The 17,603-nt window shown below is 56.6% G+C and carries 16 protein-coding genes; 8 read left to right on the forward strand and 8 right to left on the reverse strand.

Annotated elements, in window-relative coordinates; translation table 11 throughout:
- Positions 1–136 precede the first annotated feature (136 nt).
- The 4 genes from AACY26_RS11115 to AACY26_RS11130 all read right to left on the reverse strand — a co-directional run bounded on the left by AACY26_RS11115 (position 137) and on the right by AACY26_RS11130 (position 2,762).
- Positions 137–463, reverse strand: a complete 327-nt coding sequence (locus tag AACY26_RS11115) for an antibiotic biosynthesis monooxygenase family protein (protein WP_339513945.1) — start codon at positions 461–463, stop codon at positions 137–139.
- A 30-nt stretch (positions 464–493) separates the two neighbouring features.
- The gene (locus AACY26_RS11120; protein ID WP_339513947.1) at positions 494–1,483 is read right to left on the reverse strand and encodes a zinc-dependent alcohol dehydrogenase family protein; all 990 of its coding nucleotides are present in this window, start codon (positions 1,481–1,483) and stop codon (positions 494–496) included.
- Positions 1,484–1,635: 152 nt separating this feature from the next.
- Entirely contained in the window at positions 1,636–1,938 is a 303-nt protein-coding gene (locus AACY26_RS11125) for an ArsR/SmtB family transcription factor (RefSeq protein WP_339513949.1), read from the reverse strand.
- Positions 1,939–2,144: 206 nt separating this feature from the next.
- Positions 2,145–2,762 (reverse strand): LysE family translocator, encoded by a 618-nt coding sequence (locus AACY26_RS11130; RefSeq protein ID WP_339513951.1) that lies wholly within the window; start codon positions 2,760–2,762, stop codon positions 2,145–2,147.
- A 63-nt stretch (positions 2,763–2,825) separates the two neighbouring features.
- On the opposite strand from AACY26_RS11130, the gene AACY26_RS11135 reads away from it, so the two are divergent.
- Entirely contained in the window at positions 2,826–3,740 is a 915-nt protein-coding gene (locus AACY26_RS11135) for a LysR family transcriptional regulator (protein ID WP_339513953.1), read from the forward strand.
- 106 nt (positions 3,741–3,846) lie between these two features.
- On the opposite strand, the gene AACY26_RS11140 is transcribed toward AACY26_RS11135, so the two are convergent.
- Entirely contained in the window at positions 3,847–5,013 is a 1,167-nt protein-coding gene (locus tag AACY26_RS11140) for an MFS transporter (protein ID WP_339513955.1), read from the reverse strand.
- Positions 5,014–5,107: 94 nt separating this feature from the next.
- On the opposite strand from AACY26_RS11140, the gene AACY26_RS11145 reads away from it, so the two are divergent.
- Both AACY26_RS11145 and AACY26_RS11150 read left to right on the forward strand, forming a co-directional pair.
- Positions 5,108–6,001, forward strand: coding sequence for a LysR family transcriptional regulator (locus AACY26_RS11145; RefSeq protein ID WP_339513957.1), 894 nt, complete (start codon positions 5,108–5,110; stop codon positions 5,999–6,001).
- 153 nt (positions 6,002–6,154) lie between these two features.
- Complete coding sequence (locus AACY26_RS11150) at positions 6,155–7,129, forward strand: serine hydrolase domain-containing protein (protein WP_339513959.1); 975 nt, start codon at positions 6,155–6,157, stop codon at positions 7,127–7,129.
- 58 nt (positions 7,130–7,187) lie between these two features.
- Here AACY26_RS11150 and AACY26_RS11155 read toward each other — a convergent pair whose 3' ends face one another.
- Positions 7,188–8,507, reverse strand: coding sequence for a serine hydrolase domain-containing protein (locus AACY26_RS11155; RefSeq protein ID WP_339513961.1), 1,320 nt, complete (start codon positions 8,505–8,507; stop codon positions 7,188–7,190).
- A 382-nt stretch (positions 8,508–8,889) separates the two neighbouring features.
- On the opposite strand from AACY26_RS11155, the gene AACY26_RS11160 reads away from it, so the two are divergent.
- Positions 8,890–9,606 (forward strand): class I SAM-dependent methyltransferase, encoded by a 717-nt coding sequence (locus AACY26_RS11160; RefSeq protein WP_339513963.1) that lies wholly within the window; start codon positions 8,890–8,892, stop codon positions 9,604–9,606.
- Between the two features lie 57 nt (positions 9,607–9,663).
- Here AACY26_RS11160 and AACY26_RS11165 read toward each other — a convergent pair whose 3' ends face one another.
- Complete coding sequence (locus AACY26_RS11165) at positions 9,664–11,028, reverse strand: CYTH domain-containing protein (RefSeq protein ID WP_339513965.1); 1,365 nt, start codon at positions 11,026–11,028, stop codon at positions 9,664–9,666.
- A 110-nt stretch (positions 11,029–11,138) separates the two neighbouring features.
- On the opposite strand from AACY26_RS11165, the gene AACY26_RS11170 reads away from it, so the two are divergent.
- From AACY26_RS11170 to argA, 4 genes are all read left to right on the forward strand, one after another.
- Positions 11,139–11,816, forward strand: coding sequence for a TIGR00153 family protein (locus AACY26_RS11170; protein ID WP_339513967.1), 678 nt, complete (start codon positions 11,139–11,141; stop codon positions 11,814–11,816).
- Between the two features lie 39 nt (positions 11,817–11,855).
- Positions 11,856–13,124 (forward strand): inorganic phosphate transporter, encoded by a 1,269-nt coding sequence (locus AACY26_RS11175; RefSeq protein ID WP_339513969.1) that lies wholly within the window; start codon positions 11,856–11,858, stop codon positions 13,122–13,124.
- A 240-nt stretch (positions 13,125–13,364) separates the two neighbouring features.
- The gene (gene argE / locus AACY26_RS11180) at positions 13,365–14,531 is read left to right on the forward strand and encodes an acetylornithine deacetylase (RefSeq protein WP_339513971.1); all 1,167 of its coding nucleotides are present in this window, start codon (positions 13,365–13,367) and stop codon (positions 14,529–14,531) included.
- A gap of 163 nt (positions 14,532–14,694) precedes the next feature.
- On the forward strand, positions 14,695–15,993 hold the full coding sequence (gene argA, locus AACY26_RS11185) for an amino-acid N-acetyltransferase (protein WP_339513973.1): 1,299 nt from the start codon (positions 14,695–14,697) through the stop codon (positions 15,991–15,993).
- 115 nt (positions 15,994–16,108) lie between these two features.
- Here the strand turns inward: argA and AACY26_RS11190 are convergent, their stop codons facing one another.
- A complete protein-coding gene (locus AACY26_RS11190; RefSeq protein WP_339513975.1) occupies positions 16,109–17,488 on the reverse strand; it encodes a nucleobase:cation symporter-2 family protein in 1,380 nt (459 codons plus the stop codon).
- Between the last annotated feature and the right edge of the window lie 115 nt (positions 17,489–17,603).

Genomic DNA, 17,603 nt, shown 5'->3' on the forward strand with positions numbered 1-17,603 from the left:
ACAGTCTTGTGTTGAAGTCTACGACTGTCAGATCAAATCGCGATCACTGCAAATTAGCCACATCAAGTTTGTATATTCCTTACCGCGACCAATTGTTTAAAGCCATTAAACCGCCTAAGACGCAGGCAACACCCTGTCAAAAAAAGCTGTGTTGATCATCATCTTCTCCCATCGTAAAAGCGGCGCCCTCAATGTGGTAGACCGTCGTTTCTTCCGAGAAGTATTGCTCTAAACGTGCCATGAACACCTGATGGTCTTCACTCGCTTCGAAGCCCTTGTGATCCTCAAGTGATTGCCAGCGCACAATCAGGTTGAATCGTTCGGGCGTCTCTATCCCTTGGGCGAGCATGTGCCCGCCGTAACCCTTTGCGCGCCTGAGCAAAGGCGCGACCTCTGCAAAGGCGTGTCTGAAGCTTTCAATCTGTTCTTTGTGAACGGGCAGCAGAGCGATTTCATAAATCATGGTGCATTCCCTCTAATCGAGTTAAATGGTTTAGATATTCGCGCTGACGAGATGAGCCTGTGGCTCGACTGCAATCGCGATTTTTCCCCGGAGACCATTGTTGCGACTCTCCAGCAGAGCGTGGGCGAGGCCGATGTCGGCAAGGGAGTAGACCGCGCCTACATGGGGTCGCAGCTGACCGCGTTCGACCAACGCGCTCAACTCATCGAGCTTGCCGCGGTTTTGTCTGGTGAAAACGAAGTGATAACTGGCGTTCTTACCCCAGGCCTGCACCAGGTTTTGTGGCTGGGCAATGTCCACAATCGAGACCACGCGGCCAAGTTGTGCGAGCGCGTCGGGGCTACGCGCCAATGTGTTGCCGCCGATGGTGTCGAACACCACATCGACTCCGTTGCCATCGGTTTCCCGCAGGATGGCGTCGACGTAATCCTCTTTCTCGTAGTCGATGACCACATCGGCACCCAGGCTTCGGGCGAACTCAAAGTTTGCTTCGCGCACGGTGGTGAACACTTTGGCGCCCATGGCTTTTGCCACTTGGATAGCGACATGACCGACGCCTCCTGCGCCGCCGTGGATCAAGATGCTTTCTCCAACCCTGAGCGCCGCACGCACGACTAATGCTTCCCATGCTGTCCCGCCAACCAGAGTCAGGCTGGCTGCTTCGAGATGGCTCAGCGTCGAGGGCTTCTTGCCGATGATGCTTTCGGCTGCAACGTGGTACTCGGCATAACTTCCAGGGCCGTCAAAAATTTGCGGGGTGTACCAGACTTCATCGCCAGGCACGAAGCTCGTCACACCCGGCCCGACGGCTTCAACAACGCCGGACACGTCATGCCCGGTAATGGCCGGCAGGGGCACATAATCGGAATAGTCGCCACGTCGAACCTGGAAATCCAACGGATTGATTGAGGTTGCGTGTACCCGCACCAGAACTTCTCCAGCGTTTGGCACTGGCTTGGGTACGTCGCTCAGCTCGAACGCTTCTGGGCCACCAAATGATTTAAGTATTTGCGCTTTCATTGTAGATCCTTGTTTCGGTAAAAAGAGATATCGAGATTTTTCGATATGCAATGGCAAAAAATTTACGGGTTTTTCTCTTGGCTCAATCCATTTTGAATGTCCTCTTCGATAAAACGGAATATCGGGATTTATCGATTTACCATGATAAAAAATTACAGCTCCTTGCCTATGATCTCGGCAAGAGCACTGATGTTTGCTTCATTGCGCTTGTAGTAGGTCCATTGCCCGATGCGACGGACTTCGACCAGGCCCACTCGTTGCAGCGTCGCCAGGTAATCGGACACCGTCGATTGCGACAGGCCGACGCCTTCTTGAATGCTGCTTACGCAAACCCCGACCGTATGAACGTCTCCTTCATCTTGTGGGGGGAAGTTTTTCTCCGGATCTTTCAACCCCTTGAGGATTTCAAGACGCGTGCGATTGGAGAGAGCTTTGAATATTTCGATTAAGTTCATGGTTGTGATGATATCGATATTTACCGATATATCAATGCGGGAATCAACCGCCTGTCGGACATGTAATTTGAGGGTTGCTGTCTGTAAGGCATTCAGGGACCGGCCACGATTATGAAACTTTTGAGCGGCCCTAGCCGATCATGCTTGGCAGTGATTGACCCAACGCGGACCCTTTCGGAAGGCCGCAACCGGCCAAAGTTTTACGTTCATTGATTGTGCTGAGCGCTCGCCAGCATCACGCCAAAACTCACCAGCAATCCACCAAAAGCGCGATCTACCCAATGCCGAACCGCAATCAATTTGTCCCGAATTCGGCCGCTCGAAAAAAACATCGCAACCAAACTAAACCAAGTGATATGCGCGACTGAAATGAATACTCCGTAGGCAATCTGGATGGGTAAGGTTGTATCGGGCCCTACCACACCGATGAAAAGGCTGACGATGAAAATAGATGTTTTGGGATTCAGTGCATTGGTCAGGAACCCCGTACGAATAACTGCGAGATCAGACAGTGCAGAGGCTGGAATTGCGAATTGACCTACGGCGGGCGTCGCCGCCAGCATTTTTATTCCGAGATAAATCAAATAGGCTGCCCCGGCCATCTTCAGCACACTGAATAACCAAAGCGAGTGTTGAAGAACCAGTCCAAGCCCCAGCAGGGTGTAGCAGACATGCACAGCGACCCCAAAACCGATACCGGCTGCCGTAAGGACTCCGGTACGGCGTGAAAACATCAGGCTGTTTCGAGAAACAAGGGCAAAATCAGGCCCGGGACTGATGCACGCCAGAAAAGTTATAGTGACTACAGCTATCCATTCGTTCATGGGGTCTTTTACCTATGCTTCGGAAAGGCCCATTATTTCTCTGTAAAAGGCGGATGACTAACGATGAATTCTCAAGAAAAAGGTGAGTTAGAATCACCATTACAGGTTTCTCACCTGCCCTCGCTGGTTGCTTTGCGCTGCTTCGAGGCCGCCGCCCGACTAGAAAACTTTGCACGCGCAGCCGAAGAGTTGCATGTCACTCCGGGCGCTATAAGCCGCTCTGTGCGCTCGCTGGAGGATGAGCTTGGCATCGATTTGTTCGAGCGTCGTAGTCGGCGTGTGTTCATCTCAGACGACGGGCGCAAGCTGGCGCTCGCGGTGAGCGAAGGCTTGGGCTTGATTACTCAGGCAGTAAAGGAAATACGTGTGAAGGCACGTCGCGATCGGCAAATAGTGCTTTCTTGCGAACCTACGTTGTTAATGCGCTGGCTGATTCCACGCTGGAGTGAGTTTCAGATGCGTCGCCCGGACTTAAACATTCATCTCGTGGCAGGAGGAGGGGCCTTCTCCTTCGATCACGGCATAGACCTCGCGATCCGCCGTGACGATTTCCCCCGTCCTGCTCATTACTGCGCAGAAGAGTTGTTTCGTGAGAGAGTTGCCCCGGTGTGCCGACCTGACAGGGTTTACGAGTGGTTCGCTGCCGACGGAGAGCTTGTTGCGACAGCACCTAAACTGCTCACCCGCACACGCCCTAACGCGTGGCAAGAATGGGCCGCTACTGCTGGCCGATCAGTGCCCACGGTGGAGGGGCAGAGCTTTGAGCACTTTTACTTTAGCTTGCAGGCAGCAGTCGCCGGCCTTGGTGTAGCTATTGGGCCCTGGCACTTGGTGCAAGACGATATTCAAAGCGGCGTTTTGGTCGCGCCTTCAGGGTTCGTTGAAGATGGTTCACGGTATTGCCTTCTTTCTGCGGCAGCACTCGAACCCGATAGCGCAGAGATGGAACTGTTGCAGTGGCTGCGAAGCTCAGGCTGAACAGACCCAATCTAGACGGTCCGAGACTCATCACCAAGCCCGTAACAGACAGCAGACCGCTAGCCGTCACTTCTCAATGGCGACTAACAGCCTGCTCATATCACCGTCACGCTACCGCAGCTGCAATCGTTCTGGAGCGCCAGGCAAAAGCCAATACCATCAACAGCCCCAGACTCGCCATTGCCGCTCCGGCTAAGGATATCGCTGGATAACCCAGCCCGGCGTTAATCACCGCTCCGCCCAGAGCCGCACCAATCGCGTTGCCGAAGTTGAAGGCACCGATGTTCGCCGCCGAGGCCAGGTTGGGTGCGTCCTTGGCAGCTTCCATGACGCGCATTTGTAGTGGCGGCACCAGGGCGAAACTGGCGATGCCCCAGATCAGGATGGCAACGGCGGCCGCCAGCGGCCAACGCATCAATACAGTGAACGCCAGTAAGACGAGAATCAGTACGCTCAGCGAAACGATCAGGGTGCGGTCGATCGAACTATCTGCGGCTTTGCCGCCCCACATATTGCCCAGGGTCAGGCCTACGCCGTACAACACCAGCATGGCTGTGATAAAGGCGGTAGACGCGTGGGTCTCGCTGCTGAGGATCGGCGCGATGTAGGTGAAGACGGTAAACATTGCACTCGAACCGACTACGGTGAGGGCCAAGGCCCCCAGCACCGGGCCACGGCCCAGTACCCGGATTTCAGCCAGTACACCGCCGCTTTGCGGCGTTTTCAGGTTGGGCAGGGCGAACCACAACGCGATCATTGCCACCACGCCGAGGCCGGTAATACCCCAGAATGCGGTGCGCCAACCGAACAGTTCGCCAAACCAAGCGGCCAGCGGCACACCGCCGATGGTCGCCAGGGTGAGGCCCATAAACATTGCTGCAACCGCCCCGGCACGCTTCTCCGGGGCGACTACGCTGGCGGCGACGATGGAGCCAACGCCAAAGAAGGCTCCGTGGTTCAGTGAGGTCACCACCCTGGCGAGCATGAGGCTGTAGTAATCGGTAGCCAAGGCTGACATCAGGTTACCCAGGGTGAAAATCGCCATGAGTCCGATCAGCAGATAGCGCCGGGGAATCCTGCCGGTGGTCAGGGTCATCAGCGGCGCGCCGAGCAGTACGCCCAAGGCATAAGCACTGACCAACAGACCTGCAGCGGGAATGGAAACGCCGAGGTCCGCAGCGATGCCCGGCAACATGCCCATGGGGGCGAACTCGGTAACGCCGATGCCAAAGGCACCAATAGCGAGTGCGACAAGTGGTGGATTGATACGCATGGAAGGCTCCTTATCTATGCCGCTAATGCTACGATCTGGTTATTTCAGGCGGTAGATAGCATTTCTGGCAATCACCTTTGCGTGAGGAGCACAAATGGACTTCAACGGAAGATCAGGTGAAATGGACGTGTTCGTCACCGTGGCGCAGGAAGGCAGCCTGTCGGCCGCTGCGCGTGCATTGGGGCTGACACCCTCGGCGGTCAGTCGGATCATCGCGCGTACCGAACAGCGTCTTGGCACCCGGTTACTGTTGCGTACTACCCGAGCAATCACCTTCACCGCCGAGGGCGAGGCTTTTCTGCGCGGCGCCCGGCGCATCCTGGCTGACATGGCTGAGGTCGAAGAAGCCATTGCCGACCAGGGCGTACCAAAAGGACGATTGCGGGTCAGCGCTGCCCTTGGCCATGGGCGGCAGGCCATCGTCCCCTTGGTGGCAGCATTCAGTGCCCGCTACCCGAAGATCGTCGTCGATCTCACCCTCGGCGATGAGGTGGTCGACATTCTCGGCGGCCAGGCCGACGTGGCGGTACGCTTTGGTCATTTGCCTGATAGCCCGCTGACCGCGCGCCGGATCGGCGACAGCGGCCAGGTAGTGGTGGCATCGCCCGAGTATTTGCAGCGCAACGGCATTCCCCAGGAGCCGGAAGACTTGCTGCAGCACAACTGCCTGCGCTTCAACTTCCGGCGGGCCGAACCCAACTGGCCGTTCATCCGCGACGCAAGAGAGTTTTCCCTGAAGGTCAGCGGCAATATCGAATGCAGCAGTGGTGAAGCGTTGGCACAACTCGCGCGAGTGGGTGCCGGCATTGCGCGTATCGGCGAGTTCAGCGTGAGCGAGGATCTGCAGCGCGGTGACCTGATACCGCTGCTTGAGGCTTGGAACCCCGGCGACAAGGAACCCATACATGCGGTGTTCGTAGGCGGCTCAACCATGCCCGCTCGGGTTCGGTTGTTCGTGGATTTCTTGCTGGAACATCATCGGATGTAAGCGAACCCTTCCGGATGCTCATGATGCTGTTCACATTAATCAAGTAGTGAGCGATACATCCTTGGGCACGGTTGCCTCGCTCAGGTACAAAACCGACCTTAAATTCGAGCAATGAGATATCTTGTTGGGCCGCTCAACCCCCCAAGGAAGCCAATGCTGAGCTCACTGGTGGTAAATGGTCTGCCACTAACCAATGACCGGTCAGAACCGGTGGTGCCGTGGTGGAGTTTTACTAAAACAGTTCTGGCAGCAACAGCCCTGACGCTGGTGCGTGATCGGCTGGTGGGCTTGGACGATAGCCTTGCTGATCAACCTTTTACCTTGCGCCAGTTATTGCAGCATGAGGCGGGGCTCGCCGATTATGGCGAGCTTGCGGACTATCACGTCGCCGTTGCCAACAATGAGTCGGCTTGGTTGGCGGATGAGATGATGCAGCGTCTTGATAGCGCTCGACTTCGATACAGCCCCGGAACCGGATGGCGCTACTCGAATCTGGGCTACTTGCTTGTGGGTCAGCTTATTGAACGACTGACAGGGTTGACGCTTGATGAGGCAGTGACTCAACGGGCGCTGGCGCCTTTGGGCCTGACAAATGTTCGCTTTGCCAAAACGCGAACAGATCTACAAGCCACCCATTTTGGACAGACAGATTATGACCCCGCGTGGGTCTATCATGGCTTGCTGATCGGCCCGGTTTCGCAAGCTGCGCTATGTCTGGATCGACTCTTCACCGGAGAATTGCTCTCCACGGATTTGCTCCGGCAAATGCAGAACGCACGAATATTGGGTGGCCCAATTCCCGGGCGTCCATGGATCACACCGGGCTATGGCCTGGGTGTAATGCAGGGTTCGATTGACGGCGGCTATTCCCTATGCGGACACACAGGTTGCGGGCCTGGCAGCGTTTTTGCTGCCTACCGTATCAGCCATGGGGATATTTCGGCGTGTTGCGCTGTTTTTGAGGCGGGCGCCAGTGAAGGGGCTGTCGAAGTTCAGGTTGTTGAGCGGCTAATGCAAGTCTTGCGGCAAGAGGGTGACAGAAGGCCTTCAGGTTGTCTGGACAACTGCCTGAATAACGCTCCGGATGAGCAACAAGAGCCAGTCAAGCGCTTCACAAAACCGTGTTAGGGCGAGAGATGATTGACCAGCGGCGGCAAGGCCACTGATCAATCAAGGGTTGAGCGATTTACTTGTCGCTTTCCATCAGGAAGTTGGCCAGGGCTGTATAGGCTGGCAGTGAAGTCGGATCGATCCGTGCGTTCGTCGCCACCGGGTAGGACGCAAAGCGGACAATCACCATTTCGGCCTTGGGGTCGACATAGATGGTTTGGCCGTAGATACCGCGCGCGGTAAATACCTGATGGTCATTGGTGGCGACCCACCACATATTGCGGTAACTCCAGTCGGGCAAGGTTTTGTAGCCTGCCTTGGCAAATTGGCTCTGGTCTCCACCCTTGCGGATATCGGCAACCACGGTTTCGGGGATGATCTGCTGGCCGTTGAAGCGGCCATTTAGGCGCATGGTTTCGCCGAATCGGGCCATATCCCGCAGGCTGGCATTGAAGCCACCACCGGCAAAGCCAGTGCCTACTTCATCAACCATAAGGTAGGCGTTCTGTTCGGCGCCCAGTTTGCTCCAGATTCGCTCTTGCAAGAGTTCGGCAAAGGGCTTGCCCGTTACCCGCTGTACCACCCAGGCCAGGGCATCGGAGTTGACGGTTTTGTAAGCGAACGTTTGGCCATGCTCGCCTTCGGCTTTGAGTTTTTGCAGGTAACCATACAGCGAGGTGGCGCCGGTGTAGCCCGCAGGACGAGGGATCAGATGCCCGGCACGACCGTATTCCCAAACCCCTGCCTTGGGGTCGGCGTAGTCTTCGGAATAATCGATGCTGGTGGTCATGTCCATCACTTGGCGCACGGTGGCATTGCCAAATGCGCTGTTTTTGAGCTCCGGTACGTAGCGTGATACCGGCGCGTTTTCGTCCAGGGTCCCGTCAGCCACCAGCATCGCCGCAAGAGTCCCGATAAAGGATTTGGTCACGGAAAAGGCAATGTGCTGACCTTCAGGTTTAAGCGCGCCAAAGTAACGTTCGTACACCCGCTTTCCGCGATGCAGCACCACAATGCCGTCGGTGTAGTTGGCCGCAAGCGACTGCTTCCAGGTCATGGGTTTGTCGCTGCCTATTGGGGTGAACGTCAGGCTGTCGATATCGTCTCGCTCTGCACGGGGCAGCACGCTGACTGCGCCGCTGCCGCGGGACACCTGCACCGTCGGCACCACTTCACGGATATGGGAGAACGACCAGCGGGTAAAAGGAAATTGCAGAAAGTTGGTGAAATTCACCACTTTTTCTGCCGTCGGCGGTATGCCCTGCATCAAGCCCAGCTGTTGTGGGGTACTGGTTTTGGCGTCCAGCGGTGCAGCTCCGGTGGCGGCAGAGATATTCTGGTTTGCCAGTAAACCTCCGATCAGAGCCAGCAACAGCGAATTGCGTTTAAAACTCATACAGTCATTCCTTTGGCAGTTTCGTTCGGCGCTATGTTGCGATCGCTAGGGTGTGCTTGATTCCCGTTTGAGCGGCGCCCTGAGCGCTAGAGCCTACTTGAGCAGTCTTATTGTCGCCTTGAGAACCATGCACAAAATACAAGTGCACTCACTCCACACAGAGCCAGTCTCCCATAAACACGGGGATAGCCCACGATTATGAAACGCTTGATTGTTCGTGCTTATCGTTAATGATCAGTCTCCTGCATCGGCTACCGAACACTTGGAACGCTGTTTTGAAGATTGATCCTGCATTCCTTTGGGGAATGCATCTTATAAAATTAATGAATTTTTATTATTCAAAAACGTGGCGTAGCTTGATTCAAGGACATGGAGAACAGCCTTGAAATCATCCTCTCTAAACTCAGCTGAAAAATTTGATACTTCACGCGCCAATGAGTACGCACGCCAGAGTCGTATTGCGCTCGCGGGTTATGACGCCTGCCAGGACTTGGCGGCTTGCATGCTTGCGGCAAGCCTGGGCAGTGCTCGGCCTGCGAACATACTGGTCGTTGGCGCTGGTGGCACGGCGCAGGAGATTATTGCAATGGCGTCGCTGGAGCCGGATTGGCGCTTCACCGCCGTTGATCCATCTGCACCGATGCTGGAGGCTGCGGCGCAGCAGTTGAAGGCCAATAACTTGCTTGGAAGAACAAACCTGCATCTTGGCCATGTTGAAGACCTGGCTGCGGATCAGTCATACGACGCTGCCACCTTGATCGGCGTGCTTCATCATCTTGATGGGGATGCTGCGAAACGACAGATCCTGCAATCCATTCAGGCCCGTCTGAAACCGGGCGCGCCGCTGATCGTCGCGGGCAATCACCATGCTTATGCCAGCCAACCCTTGTTGCTTGCAGCCTGGGGACAACGCTGGCGACAGCATGGTGCCAACGGCGATGAAGTGAAGGCCAAGCTGGGGAAAATCCTGCAAGGCGCTGATCCGCCACATTCGGAGGCAGCGGTTCAAAAGCTCTTGCATGAAGCCGGATTTGGCGATGCGACCCGCTTTTTCAGCAGCTTGTTCTGGGGCGCCTGGTTGGCCTGCAAAGAACCTTAGTTGATTCGCCGCCGCGCCCGTTGCAGGCGCGGCTTGTCGTATTGCAGTGGGCGCCGCTTATTTAACCAGTTGGCGCCAGGATTTAAGGCTGGCAACGGCAATTGCCTGGGCTTTGCGTGCGCTCAGGCATTCTTCGTCTATGTTCCGGTGGGCCAATTCGCTGAGTTTGATCATTTCGCCATACAGGCGATCAACCTCGGCCACCTCAAGGGTACTGCGCGCCAGACGCAACCATGCCAGCAGGCGTTCGATGCGGGGCAACTGCTCTGCAAGGTCTTCTGGTTGCTGTTGATAGCGCTTGAGTTGCAGGCTGGCGCCTTCTTCGGCGATCAGGGTTGGCAACCAGTTGGCCAGTGGCGCGGCGCCTTGGCGATTACCCCGGTTGTTGCGTTCAACCGTCCAGCTACGGGCTAGCAACCAGCGTGACAGGTTCAGCGACAGTTGCCCCCAACGTGTGTTGTTGAGTTCCTCGACAAACTGGGCCGGGGCGTTGGCGCGGGCAGCTTCATCCCACTGGCCCGCGTGCAGGCGTGGACGCCAGTCGTTCAGCAAACTGTCGAGTATCTGGCGCAGGTCGCTGCTGCTGGAGCGTGGCGCCGCTTGGCCCAGGCTGCCGAGCAGGGCGCGCAGGTCAATCAGTTGTTCAAACCAGTCGTTGAGCAAGCGCCAATGACCATTGAAGCGATATTGCTCAGCCAGACGCTGGCTGCTGGCGAGCAGGTGCCAGGCAATCGCACTAAAGGCATCATCAAGGCTCATTTCGCCGTTGAGCTCAGGGGCGGGCAAGCTCAGCGAGTAGCTCCCGGCATCGAATAAACGATAGCCGCGCTCGGCTTTGCTGATGTCGCAGGGCATCAAGGGCAGGTCTGCTGCCAGTTCGGCTGCCAGTTCGAGCAGTGCCTCTGGCTCGCCTTGGCGCAGTTCGAGTTCCAACTCGCAAATTTCTTCTTCTTTGCCGTCGGCAATGACTTTGCCCAGGTCCAGGGCCGCCTCGATCACCACTTTGCTTTTGCCACGGCCCCAGGCGATATCGGTTTTCTGGCGAGTAAAGTCAGTGGTGAAAATGGGTTTTAGCTGTTTTTTGTCGAGCTCGGCCAGCGCGGCTGGCCAGCAGCTGTCATCGAGTTTCTTCAGGTCTAGCTTGGCTTTAGGCAGGTGCCAGTCCCACTCATTGCGCTCCGACAGGCCGGCTATACTTTGGCCGCGAGTCTTTAGAGTTTGAATAAATGTTTCGCCATCACGGCGCAGGCGCAAAGCGACTTTTGCTTGAGCCAGATCACGATCAGGGGTATCAAAATATTGATTTAATAGCTCGTGCTGCTCCCAGCCTGCTTTACAGCGCTTTTTCAGCAAGGGGTGAGCGCGCAAGGCGTCTAGGGTCTCGCGGCTGATGCGTAACTTAATTTCTGTTTCTTTGAGCATGATGGTGCGTTTTACGCCTAGTATAAATTTATGACAGTCCGATGACCGTGCTGGCGAGCATAAGGTGTGATCCGTATACTTGCCGCCTTCTTTAATCAGGGGTCCACCCTATGCCAATCAATCCGTTTGTAAGCCTGTTCGGTCGTTCACCCATCGGCCCTATGCAGCAACATATCGCCAAAGCCCACGAATGCGCGGCGAACCTTGTGCCATTTTTCGAAGCCGTTATGGCTGAAGACTGGGACAAGGTAGAACAGGTACAACAGGAAATGGCGCGGCTTGAAAACGAAGCCGACAAGCTCAAAAAGAGCGTGCGCTTGCACTTGCCAAAAAACTTGTTCCTGCCTGTGCCCCGTTCGGATCTGCTTGAACTGCTCAGTGTACAGGACAAAATCGCTAACCGGGCCAAGGACATTGCAGGCTTGATGCTTGGCCGGCGCATGACCATTGCCGCATCGCTGCAGCCCGAGATGCGCGCTTATGTGCAGCGCTGTGTTGATGCCAGTGCTCAGGCGCTCAAAGCGATGAAAGAACTCGACTCGTTGCTTGAGGCCGGTTTCGGCGGTCGCGAGGCGACGCTGGTTGAGTCGATGGTCATGGAGCTTGAAGAAATTGAGCGCGAAACAGACGTGATGCAAGTGTCTGTTCGTCGTGCGCTGTTCAAACTGGAAAAGGATCTTCCTGCGGTCGATGTAATGTTTCTCTACAAGATTATCGAATGGCTCGGCGATGTGGCCGACCGCGCTGAACGTGTAGGTAACCGACTGGAACAACTGCTGGCGCGCTAAGCGTTAGTACTCTTTTCTAGGAATGACGGAAATTAATTTATGTCTTTGATTGCGGACTACGGCTTCGTGCTACTTGTCCTTGCCTGCCTTTTCGGTTTTTTCATGGCTTGGGGTGTCGGTGCGAACGATGTTGCCAATGCCATGGGGACCTCGGTTGGCTCACGTGCCCTGACCATTAAACAAGCGATTTTCGTCGCCATGATCTTCGAGTTCGCTGGTGCATATCTCGCCGGTGGAGAGGTGACTGAAACCATCAAAAGCGGGATTGTCGATGCGTCGATGATCAGCCCCGGCTTGATGGTGCTCGGGATGATGTCGGCGTTGCTGGCGGCTGGAACCTGGCTGTTGGTGGCCTCGACCAAGGGCTGGCCGGTTTCGACGACTCACTCGATTGTCGGTGCGGTTATTGGTTTTGCCGCGGTAGGCGTGTCCTTTGATGCCGTGCATTGGTCTGGCGTAATGCCGATCGTGGCCAGTTGGGTCGTGTCGCCGGTGTTGTCAGGCGTGGTCGCATTTGGCGTGTTCATGAGCGTGCAGAAACTGATCATCGACACTGATGAGCCTTTTGCCAACGCCAAGCGCTTTGTCCCGCTGTATATGTTCGCCACCGGCTTTATGGTTTCGATCATGACAATGACCAAAGGCCTCAAGCACATCGGCCTGGACCTTACCGCGGGTGAAGGCTTTATGCTTTCGGTCGCTGTCGGCGCGGTGGTGATGATCTTGGGCATCATTTTGCTCAGCCGGATCAAGATTGACGTTGAAGCGGATAAAGCCTTCCACTTCGCCAGTGTTGAGAAAGTGTTCGCAGTGCTGATGATTTTCACCGCTTGCTCCATGGCTTTCGCCCATGGCTCCAATGATGTGGCTAACGCCGTTGGCCCGCTGGCTGCCATTGTCGGAGTGATTAACTCAGGCGGTGAAATGGTCGGTGCCAAAGCGGCTCTGCCAAGCTGGGTGCTGCTGCTGGGCGCGGTGGGTATCGTGATTGGTCTGGCGACCTACGGCTACAAAGTTATCGCCACCATTGGTAAAGAAATCACCGAGCTGACGCCAAGTCGTGGCTTTGCCGCTGAACTGGCGACTGCGACCACTGTGGTGGGGGCTTCGGCGATAGGCTTGCCAGTATCGACCACCCATACCTTGGTCGGCGCGGTTCTGGGCGTTGGTATTGCCCGGGGCATTGGCGCCTTGAACCTGGGCGTGATCGGCAAGATCTTCATGTCGTGGTTGATCACGCTGCCGGTTGGCGCTGCGCTGTCGATTTTCTTCTTCTACATCCTGCGCGCTATTTTCGGCGGGGCTTGATAACACCCGGCCATCAACCCGCTAACCTGGGTTGATGGCCGATAAAAACCCTATGGCCCGTAGGGCGCGACAACGCGAAGCTTGCCCACCATTGTTCAAACGGGTTTAGCTATATAACGGTGGTTCGTAAGCTGGTCCTTTTGGCCGTATAAGTCTTGGCTTGTGCGGTGAAATCAATTCGGTGGTTTCATCTCGGTCAACCTTGCCTCTATGATGGGGGCTCGCAAGCGGAGGCTGGCCATGAATCTACCGAGCTTTAAAGAGCAATTTGCCGCGCTGATTGCCGCACCGTCGGTGAGTTGCACCCAAGCCCATTGGGATCAGACCAATCGTCCCGTGATCGAGCTGTTGTCGAGTTGGCTGGAAAGCCTTGGCTTTACCTGTGAGACGCAGGAAATCACCCCCGGTAAATTTAATCTGCTCGCCAGCTACGGTTCTGGCCCAGGCGGCTTGGTGCTGGCTGGACACAGCGACACCGTACCGTTTGACGCAGCTCTGTGGCAGACCGACCCGCTGAAACTGACGGAAATCGATGGCCGTTGGCTGGGGCTTGGCTCGTGCGACATGAAAGGCTTTTTTGCGCTGATCATCGAGGCCGTGCAGCCCTTGCTTGACCAGCCGTTCAAGCAGCCTTTGTTGATTTTGGCCACCTGCGATGAAGAGAGCTCGATGTCCGGCGCCCGCGCCTTGGCTGATGCCGGGCGACCGCTGGGGCGAGCGGCGGTGATTGGTGAGCCGACAGGCTTGAAGCCGATCCGCATGCACAAAGGCATCATGATGGAGCGCATTGATATCCTCGGCCAGAGCGGTCATTCATCCGACCCGAATCTTGGTCACAGCGCACTTGAGGCCATGCAAGCGGTGATGGGCGAGCTGCAACAACTGCGTAAACAGTGGCAAGCCGAGTACCGCAACCCGCAGTTCACTGTGCCCCAGCCCACGCTCAACCTGGGCTGCATCCACGGCGGCGATAATCCCAACCGCATTTGTGGCCAGTGTTCGCTGGAGTTCGATCTGCGCCCGCTGCCCGGCATGCAGCCTGAAATGCTGCGCGCGGCGATCCAGCAACGGCTAAAGCCCTTGGCCGAGCAGCATCAGGTCAAGATTGATTACGCGCCGTTATTTCCCAGTGTGCCGCCATTCGAGCAAGCGGCCGATGCCGAGCTGGTTCGGCTGGCCGAGCGTTTAACCGGTCATCAAGCTGCAGCAGTGGCGTTTGGTACCGAAGCACCTTATCTTCAGCAACTCGGCTGTGAAACACTGGTGTTGGGGCCAGGTGACATCGACTGCGCACATCAACCGGGTGAGTTCTTGGAAATGTCACGTCTTGAGCCGACAGTACGTCTGTTACGTGAACTGATTAAAAGCTATTGTTTGAACCCATCCAGCGAGCAGCCAAAACCTTGAGAATCAGCTGCTGCAATTAACCTGTATCAGGAGGAGCGTACGCGTGACGAAGTCTCAACTGCGACGATAAAACGGCAAGGCTTTGCTTTTTCATCTGTCTGGCGCCGCAAACGTATAGCGCGCCGTGTTCTGCGTCATGTACTCGACTCACAGGTTTTAGGGAATGCACGATTACGTCAATTGGTTGCGTCACGCTTCGCCTTATATCAACGCCCACCGGGACTGCACATTCGTTGTAATGCTGCCCGGCGACGGCGTTGCCCATGCAAATTTCGGCAATATCGTTCACGACTTGGTGCTGTTGCACAGCTTGGGCGTGCGCCTGGTGCTGGTCCACGGTTCGCGCCCGCAAATTGAAGCGCGGCTCAACGCACGTGGGCTGACGCCGCATTTTCATCGCGACCTGCGCATCACCGACAGCCCGACGCTGGAATGCGTGATTGATGCTGTGGGCCAGCTGCGCATTGCCATCGAGGCGCGCCTGTCGATGGACATGGCTGCCTCGCCGATGCAAGGCGCTCGCTTGCGCATTGCCAGCGGTAACTTCGTTACAGCGCGGCCGATTGGCGTAGTCGATGGCGTGGACTATCACCATACTGGCGAGGTTCGGCGTATCGACCGCAAAGGTATTGGTCGCTTGCTGGATGAGCGCAGCATTGTCCTGCTCTCGTCGCTGGGCTATTCACCGACTGGCGAGATCTTCAACCTGGCCTGTGAAGACGTTGCCACGCGCGCAGCTATTGACCTGTCAGCCGACAAGCTGATCCTGTACAGCCCGGAACAAGGCTTGCTCGATGAGAACGGCAAGCTGGTGCGTGAGCTGTTACCGCAACAGGTGCCAGCCTATGTGCAGCGCCTTGGCAGTAATTATCAGGCGGAGTTGCTCGATGCGGCCGCCCAGGCCTGCCGCGATGGTGTGCGGCGCACCCACATTGTCAGCTATATCGAAGACGGTGCGCTGCTCAATGAGCTGTTCACTCGCACGGGTAACGGCACCTTGGTTGCGCAAGAGCAGTTTGAGTCGATCCGTGAAGCGACCATTGAAGATGTCGGTGGCTTGATCGAGCTGATCAGCCCGCTGGAGGATCAGGGCATTCTGGTGCGGCGCTCGCGTGAAGTGCTTGAGCGTGAAATCGAGCAGTTCAGTATCGTTGAGCGCGAAGGGCTGATCATCGCCTGCGCCGCGCTGTATCCCATTGCGGATTCCGATTACGGCGAGCTGGCGTGCCTGGCGGTCAATCCAGCCTATCGCCACGGCGGTCGCGGTGATGAGCTGCTTGAGCGCATTGAAGAGCGGGCGCGGGCCCTGGGTCTGAAAAACCTGATGGTGCTCACCACCCGTACCGCCCACTGGTTCCGCGAGCGTGGCTTCAGCCCGAGCGGGGTCGAGCGTCTGCCAGCGGCAAGGGCATCGCTGTATAACTTCCAGCGCAATTCCAAGGTGTTTGAAAAGCCGCTGTGAGGCTGTTCTGGTTAGCGGTTGGAGTGGTGGATGGATAAAGCGTCATCCACCCATGCGTGTAGGGTGGGCAACGCGAAGCTTGCCCACCGATGTCCAAGCCACCACTGGCGCCGGGCTACTTCTGTGATGGCTGCTCTGGCAAAAACCAGTTGAGCAACAGCGCACTGATGCCGCCGGTTGCCACGCCAGACTCCAGCACATTGCGCAGCGCCGCAGGCATGTGCGCAAGGAATTCCGGCACTTGCGAAACGCCCAACCCCAGCGCCAGCGACACCGAAATAATCAGCAGGGCACGACGGTCAAGCTGGATGCTGGCGAGAATATTGATCCCCGAAGCCGCCACTGCGCCAAACATCACCAAGGCGGCACCGCCCAATACTGGCTCCGGTACGGCTTGAATCACCCCTGCAACGCTGGGGAACAGGCCAAGCAGGATCAACATCGCGGCAATCCAAAGACCGACATGCCGGCTGGCCACGCCGGTAAGTTGGATCACGCCGTTGTTCTGCGCAAACACCGAGCTGGGGAAGGTGTTGAATACGCCCGCCAGCAACGAGTTGGCACCATTGACCAGCACGCCGCCCTTGATGCGTTGCATCCATTGCGGGCCGTCAACCGGTTTGCCGGAAATCTTGCTGGTGGCCGTGATATCACCAATGGCTTCGAGCGAAGTCACCAGATAAATCACCAGCATCGGAATAAACAATGACCAGGAAAAGCCCAGGCCAAAATGCAGCGGGACCGGCAGTTGAAACGCAGCGGCCTGATGCATGCCGCTAAAGTCCAGGCGACCCATAGAGGCCGCCATTGCGTAACCGGCGGCCAAGGCGATCACAATCGCGCAACTGCGCATCCACACAACCGGAATGCGGTTGAGTATTACGATGATCGCCAACACGGTGCCCGACAGCATCAGGTTCTCGGCATTGGCGAAGGTGCCATTGCCCATCGCGGTAAAGCCGCCGCCCATGCTGATCAAGCCAACCTTGATCAGCGTCAGGCCAATCATCAGCACCACGATGCCGGTCACCAGCGGCGTAATCAGGCGTTTCACAAAGGGCAGGATGCGCGACACGCCCATCTCTACAAATGAACCGGCGATTACCACGCCGAAAATCGCCGCCATCACCGCTTCTACCGGCGTGCCTTGCTTGACCATCAATGCGCCGCCTGCAATCAGCGGCCCGACGAAGTTGAAGCTGGTGCCTTGCACGATCAACAAGCCAGCGCCAAAGGGGCCGAAGCGTTTACATTGGACAAAGGTGGCAATTCCGGAGATCACCAGTGACATCGACACAATCAGGTTGGTGTCGCGTGCCGACACACCCAGCGCCTGGCAAATCAACAGGCCGGGAGTGACGATGGGAACGATGATTGCCAGCAAGTGCTGGAGCGCCGCGACCAAGGCGATAAACGGCTTGGGCCGGGCGTCGGGGCCATACACCAGTTCGCTTTGAGTCGGCTCAGGTAGGGGAGAATCTGCTAGGGAAGTCATACAGCCGTCCGCCAAAAAGCCGCGATTCTACAGAATTGTGCTTGGGCGGACGATGCTTGGCTGACCTGAGGTCAGCCGTGGCTTGTTCAACGCTGTGGGTAAAATGACGGAGGCC

The sequence above is a fragment of the Pseudomonas sp. RL_15y_Pfl2_60 genome, assembly GCF_963970595.1.
Classification (GTDB): domain Bacteria; phylum Pseudomonadota; class Gammaproteobacteria; order Pseudomonadales; family Pseudomonadaceae; genus Aquipseudomonas.

Bases quoted from the DNA above. Each gene is read 5' to 3' on its own strand.
- AACY26_RS11115 (WP_339513945.1), bottom strand. From the start codon at position 463: ATGATTTATGAAATCGCTCTGCTGCCCGTTCACAAAGAACAGATTGAA.
- AACY26_RS11120 (WP_339513947.1), bottom strand. From the start codon at position 1,483: ATGAAAGCGCAAATACTTAAATCATTTGGTGGCCCAGAAGCGTTCGAG.
- AACY26_RS11125 (WP_339513949.1), bottom strand. From the start codon at position 1,938: ATGAACTTAATCGAAATATTCAAAGCTCTCTCCAATCGCACGCGTCTT.
- AACY26_RS11130 (WP_339513951.1), bottom strand. From the start codon at position 2,762: ATGAACGAATGGATAGCTGTAGTCACTATAACTTTTCTGGCGTGCATC.
- AACY26_RS11135 (WP_339513953.1), top strand. From the start codon at position 2,826: ATGAATTCTCAAGAAAAAGGTGAGTTAGAATCACCATTACAGGTTTCT.
- AACY26_RS11140 (WP_339513955.1), bottom strand. From the start codon at position 5,013: ATGCGTATCAATCCACCACTTGTCGCACTCGCTATTGGTGCCTTTGGC.
- AACY26_RS11145 (WP_339513957.1), top strand. From the start codon at position 5,108: ATGGACTTCAACGGAAGATCAGGTGAAATGGACGTGTTCGTCACCGTG.
- AACY26_RS11150 (WP_339513959.1), top strand. From the start codon at position 6,155: ATGCTGAGCTCACTGGTGGTAAATGGTCTGCCACTAACCAATGACCGG.
- AACY26_RS11155 (WP_339513961.1), bottom strand. From the start codon at position 8,507: ATGAGTTTTAAACGCAATTCGCTGTTGCTGGCTCTGATCGGAGGTTTA.
- AACY26_RS11165 (WP_339513965.1), bottom strand. From the start codon at position 11,028: ATGCTCAAAGAAACAGAAATTAAGTTACGCATCAGCCGCGAGACCCTA.
- AACY26_RS11170 (WP_339513967.1), top strand. From the start codon at position 11,139: ATGCCAATCAATCCGTTTGTAAGCCTGTTCGGTCGTTCACCCATCGGC.
- AACY26_RS11175 (WP_339513969.1), top strand. From the start codon at position 11,856: ATGTCTTTGATTGCGGACTACGGCTTCGTGCTACTTGTCCTTGCCTGC.
- argE (WP_339513971.1), top strand. From the start codon at position 13,365: ATGAATCTACCGAGCTTTAAAGAGCAATTTGCCGCGCTGATTGCCGCA.
- argA (WP_339513973.1), top strand. From the start codon at position 14,695: ATGCACGATTACGTCAATTGGTTGCGTCACGCTTCGCCTTATATCAAC.
- AACY26_RS11190 (WP_339513975.1), bottom strand. From the start codon at position 17,488: ATGACTTCCCTAGCAGATTCTCCCCTACCTGAGCCGACTCAAAGCGAA.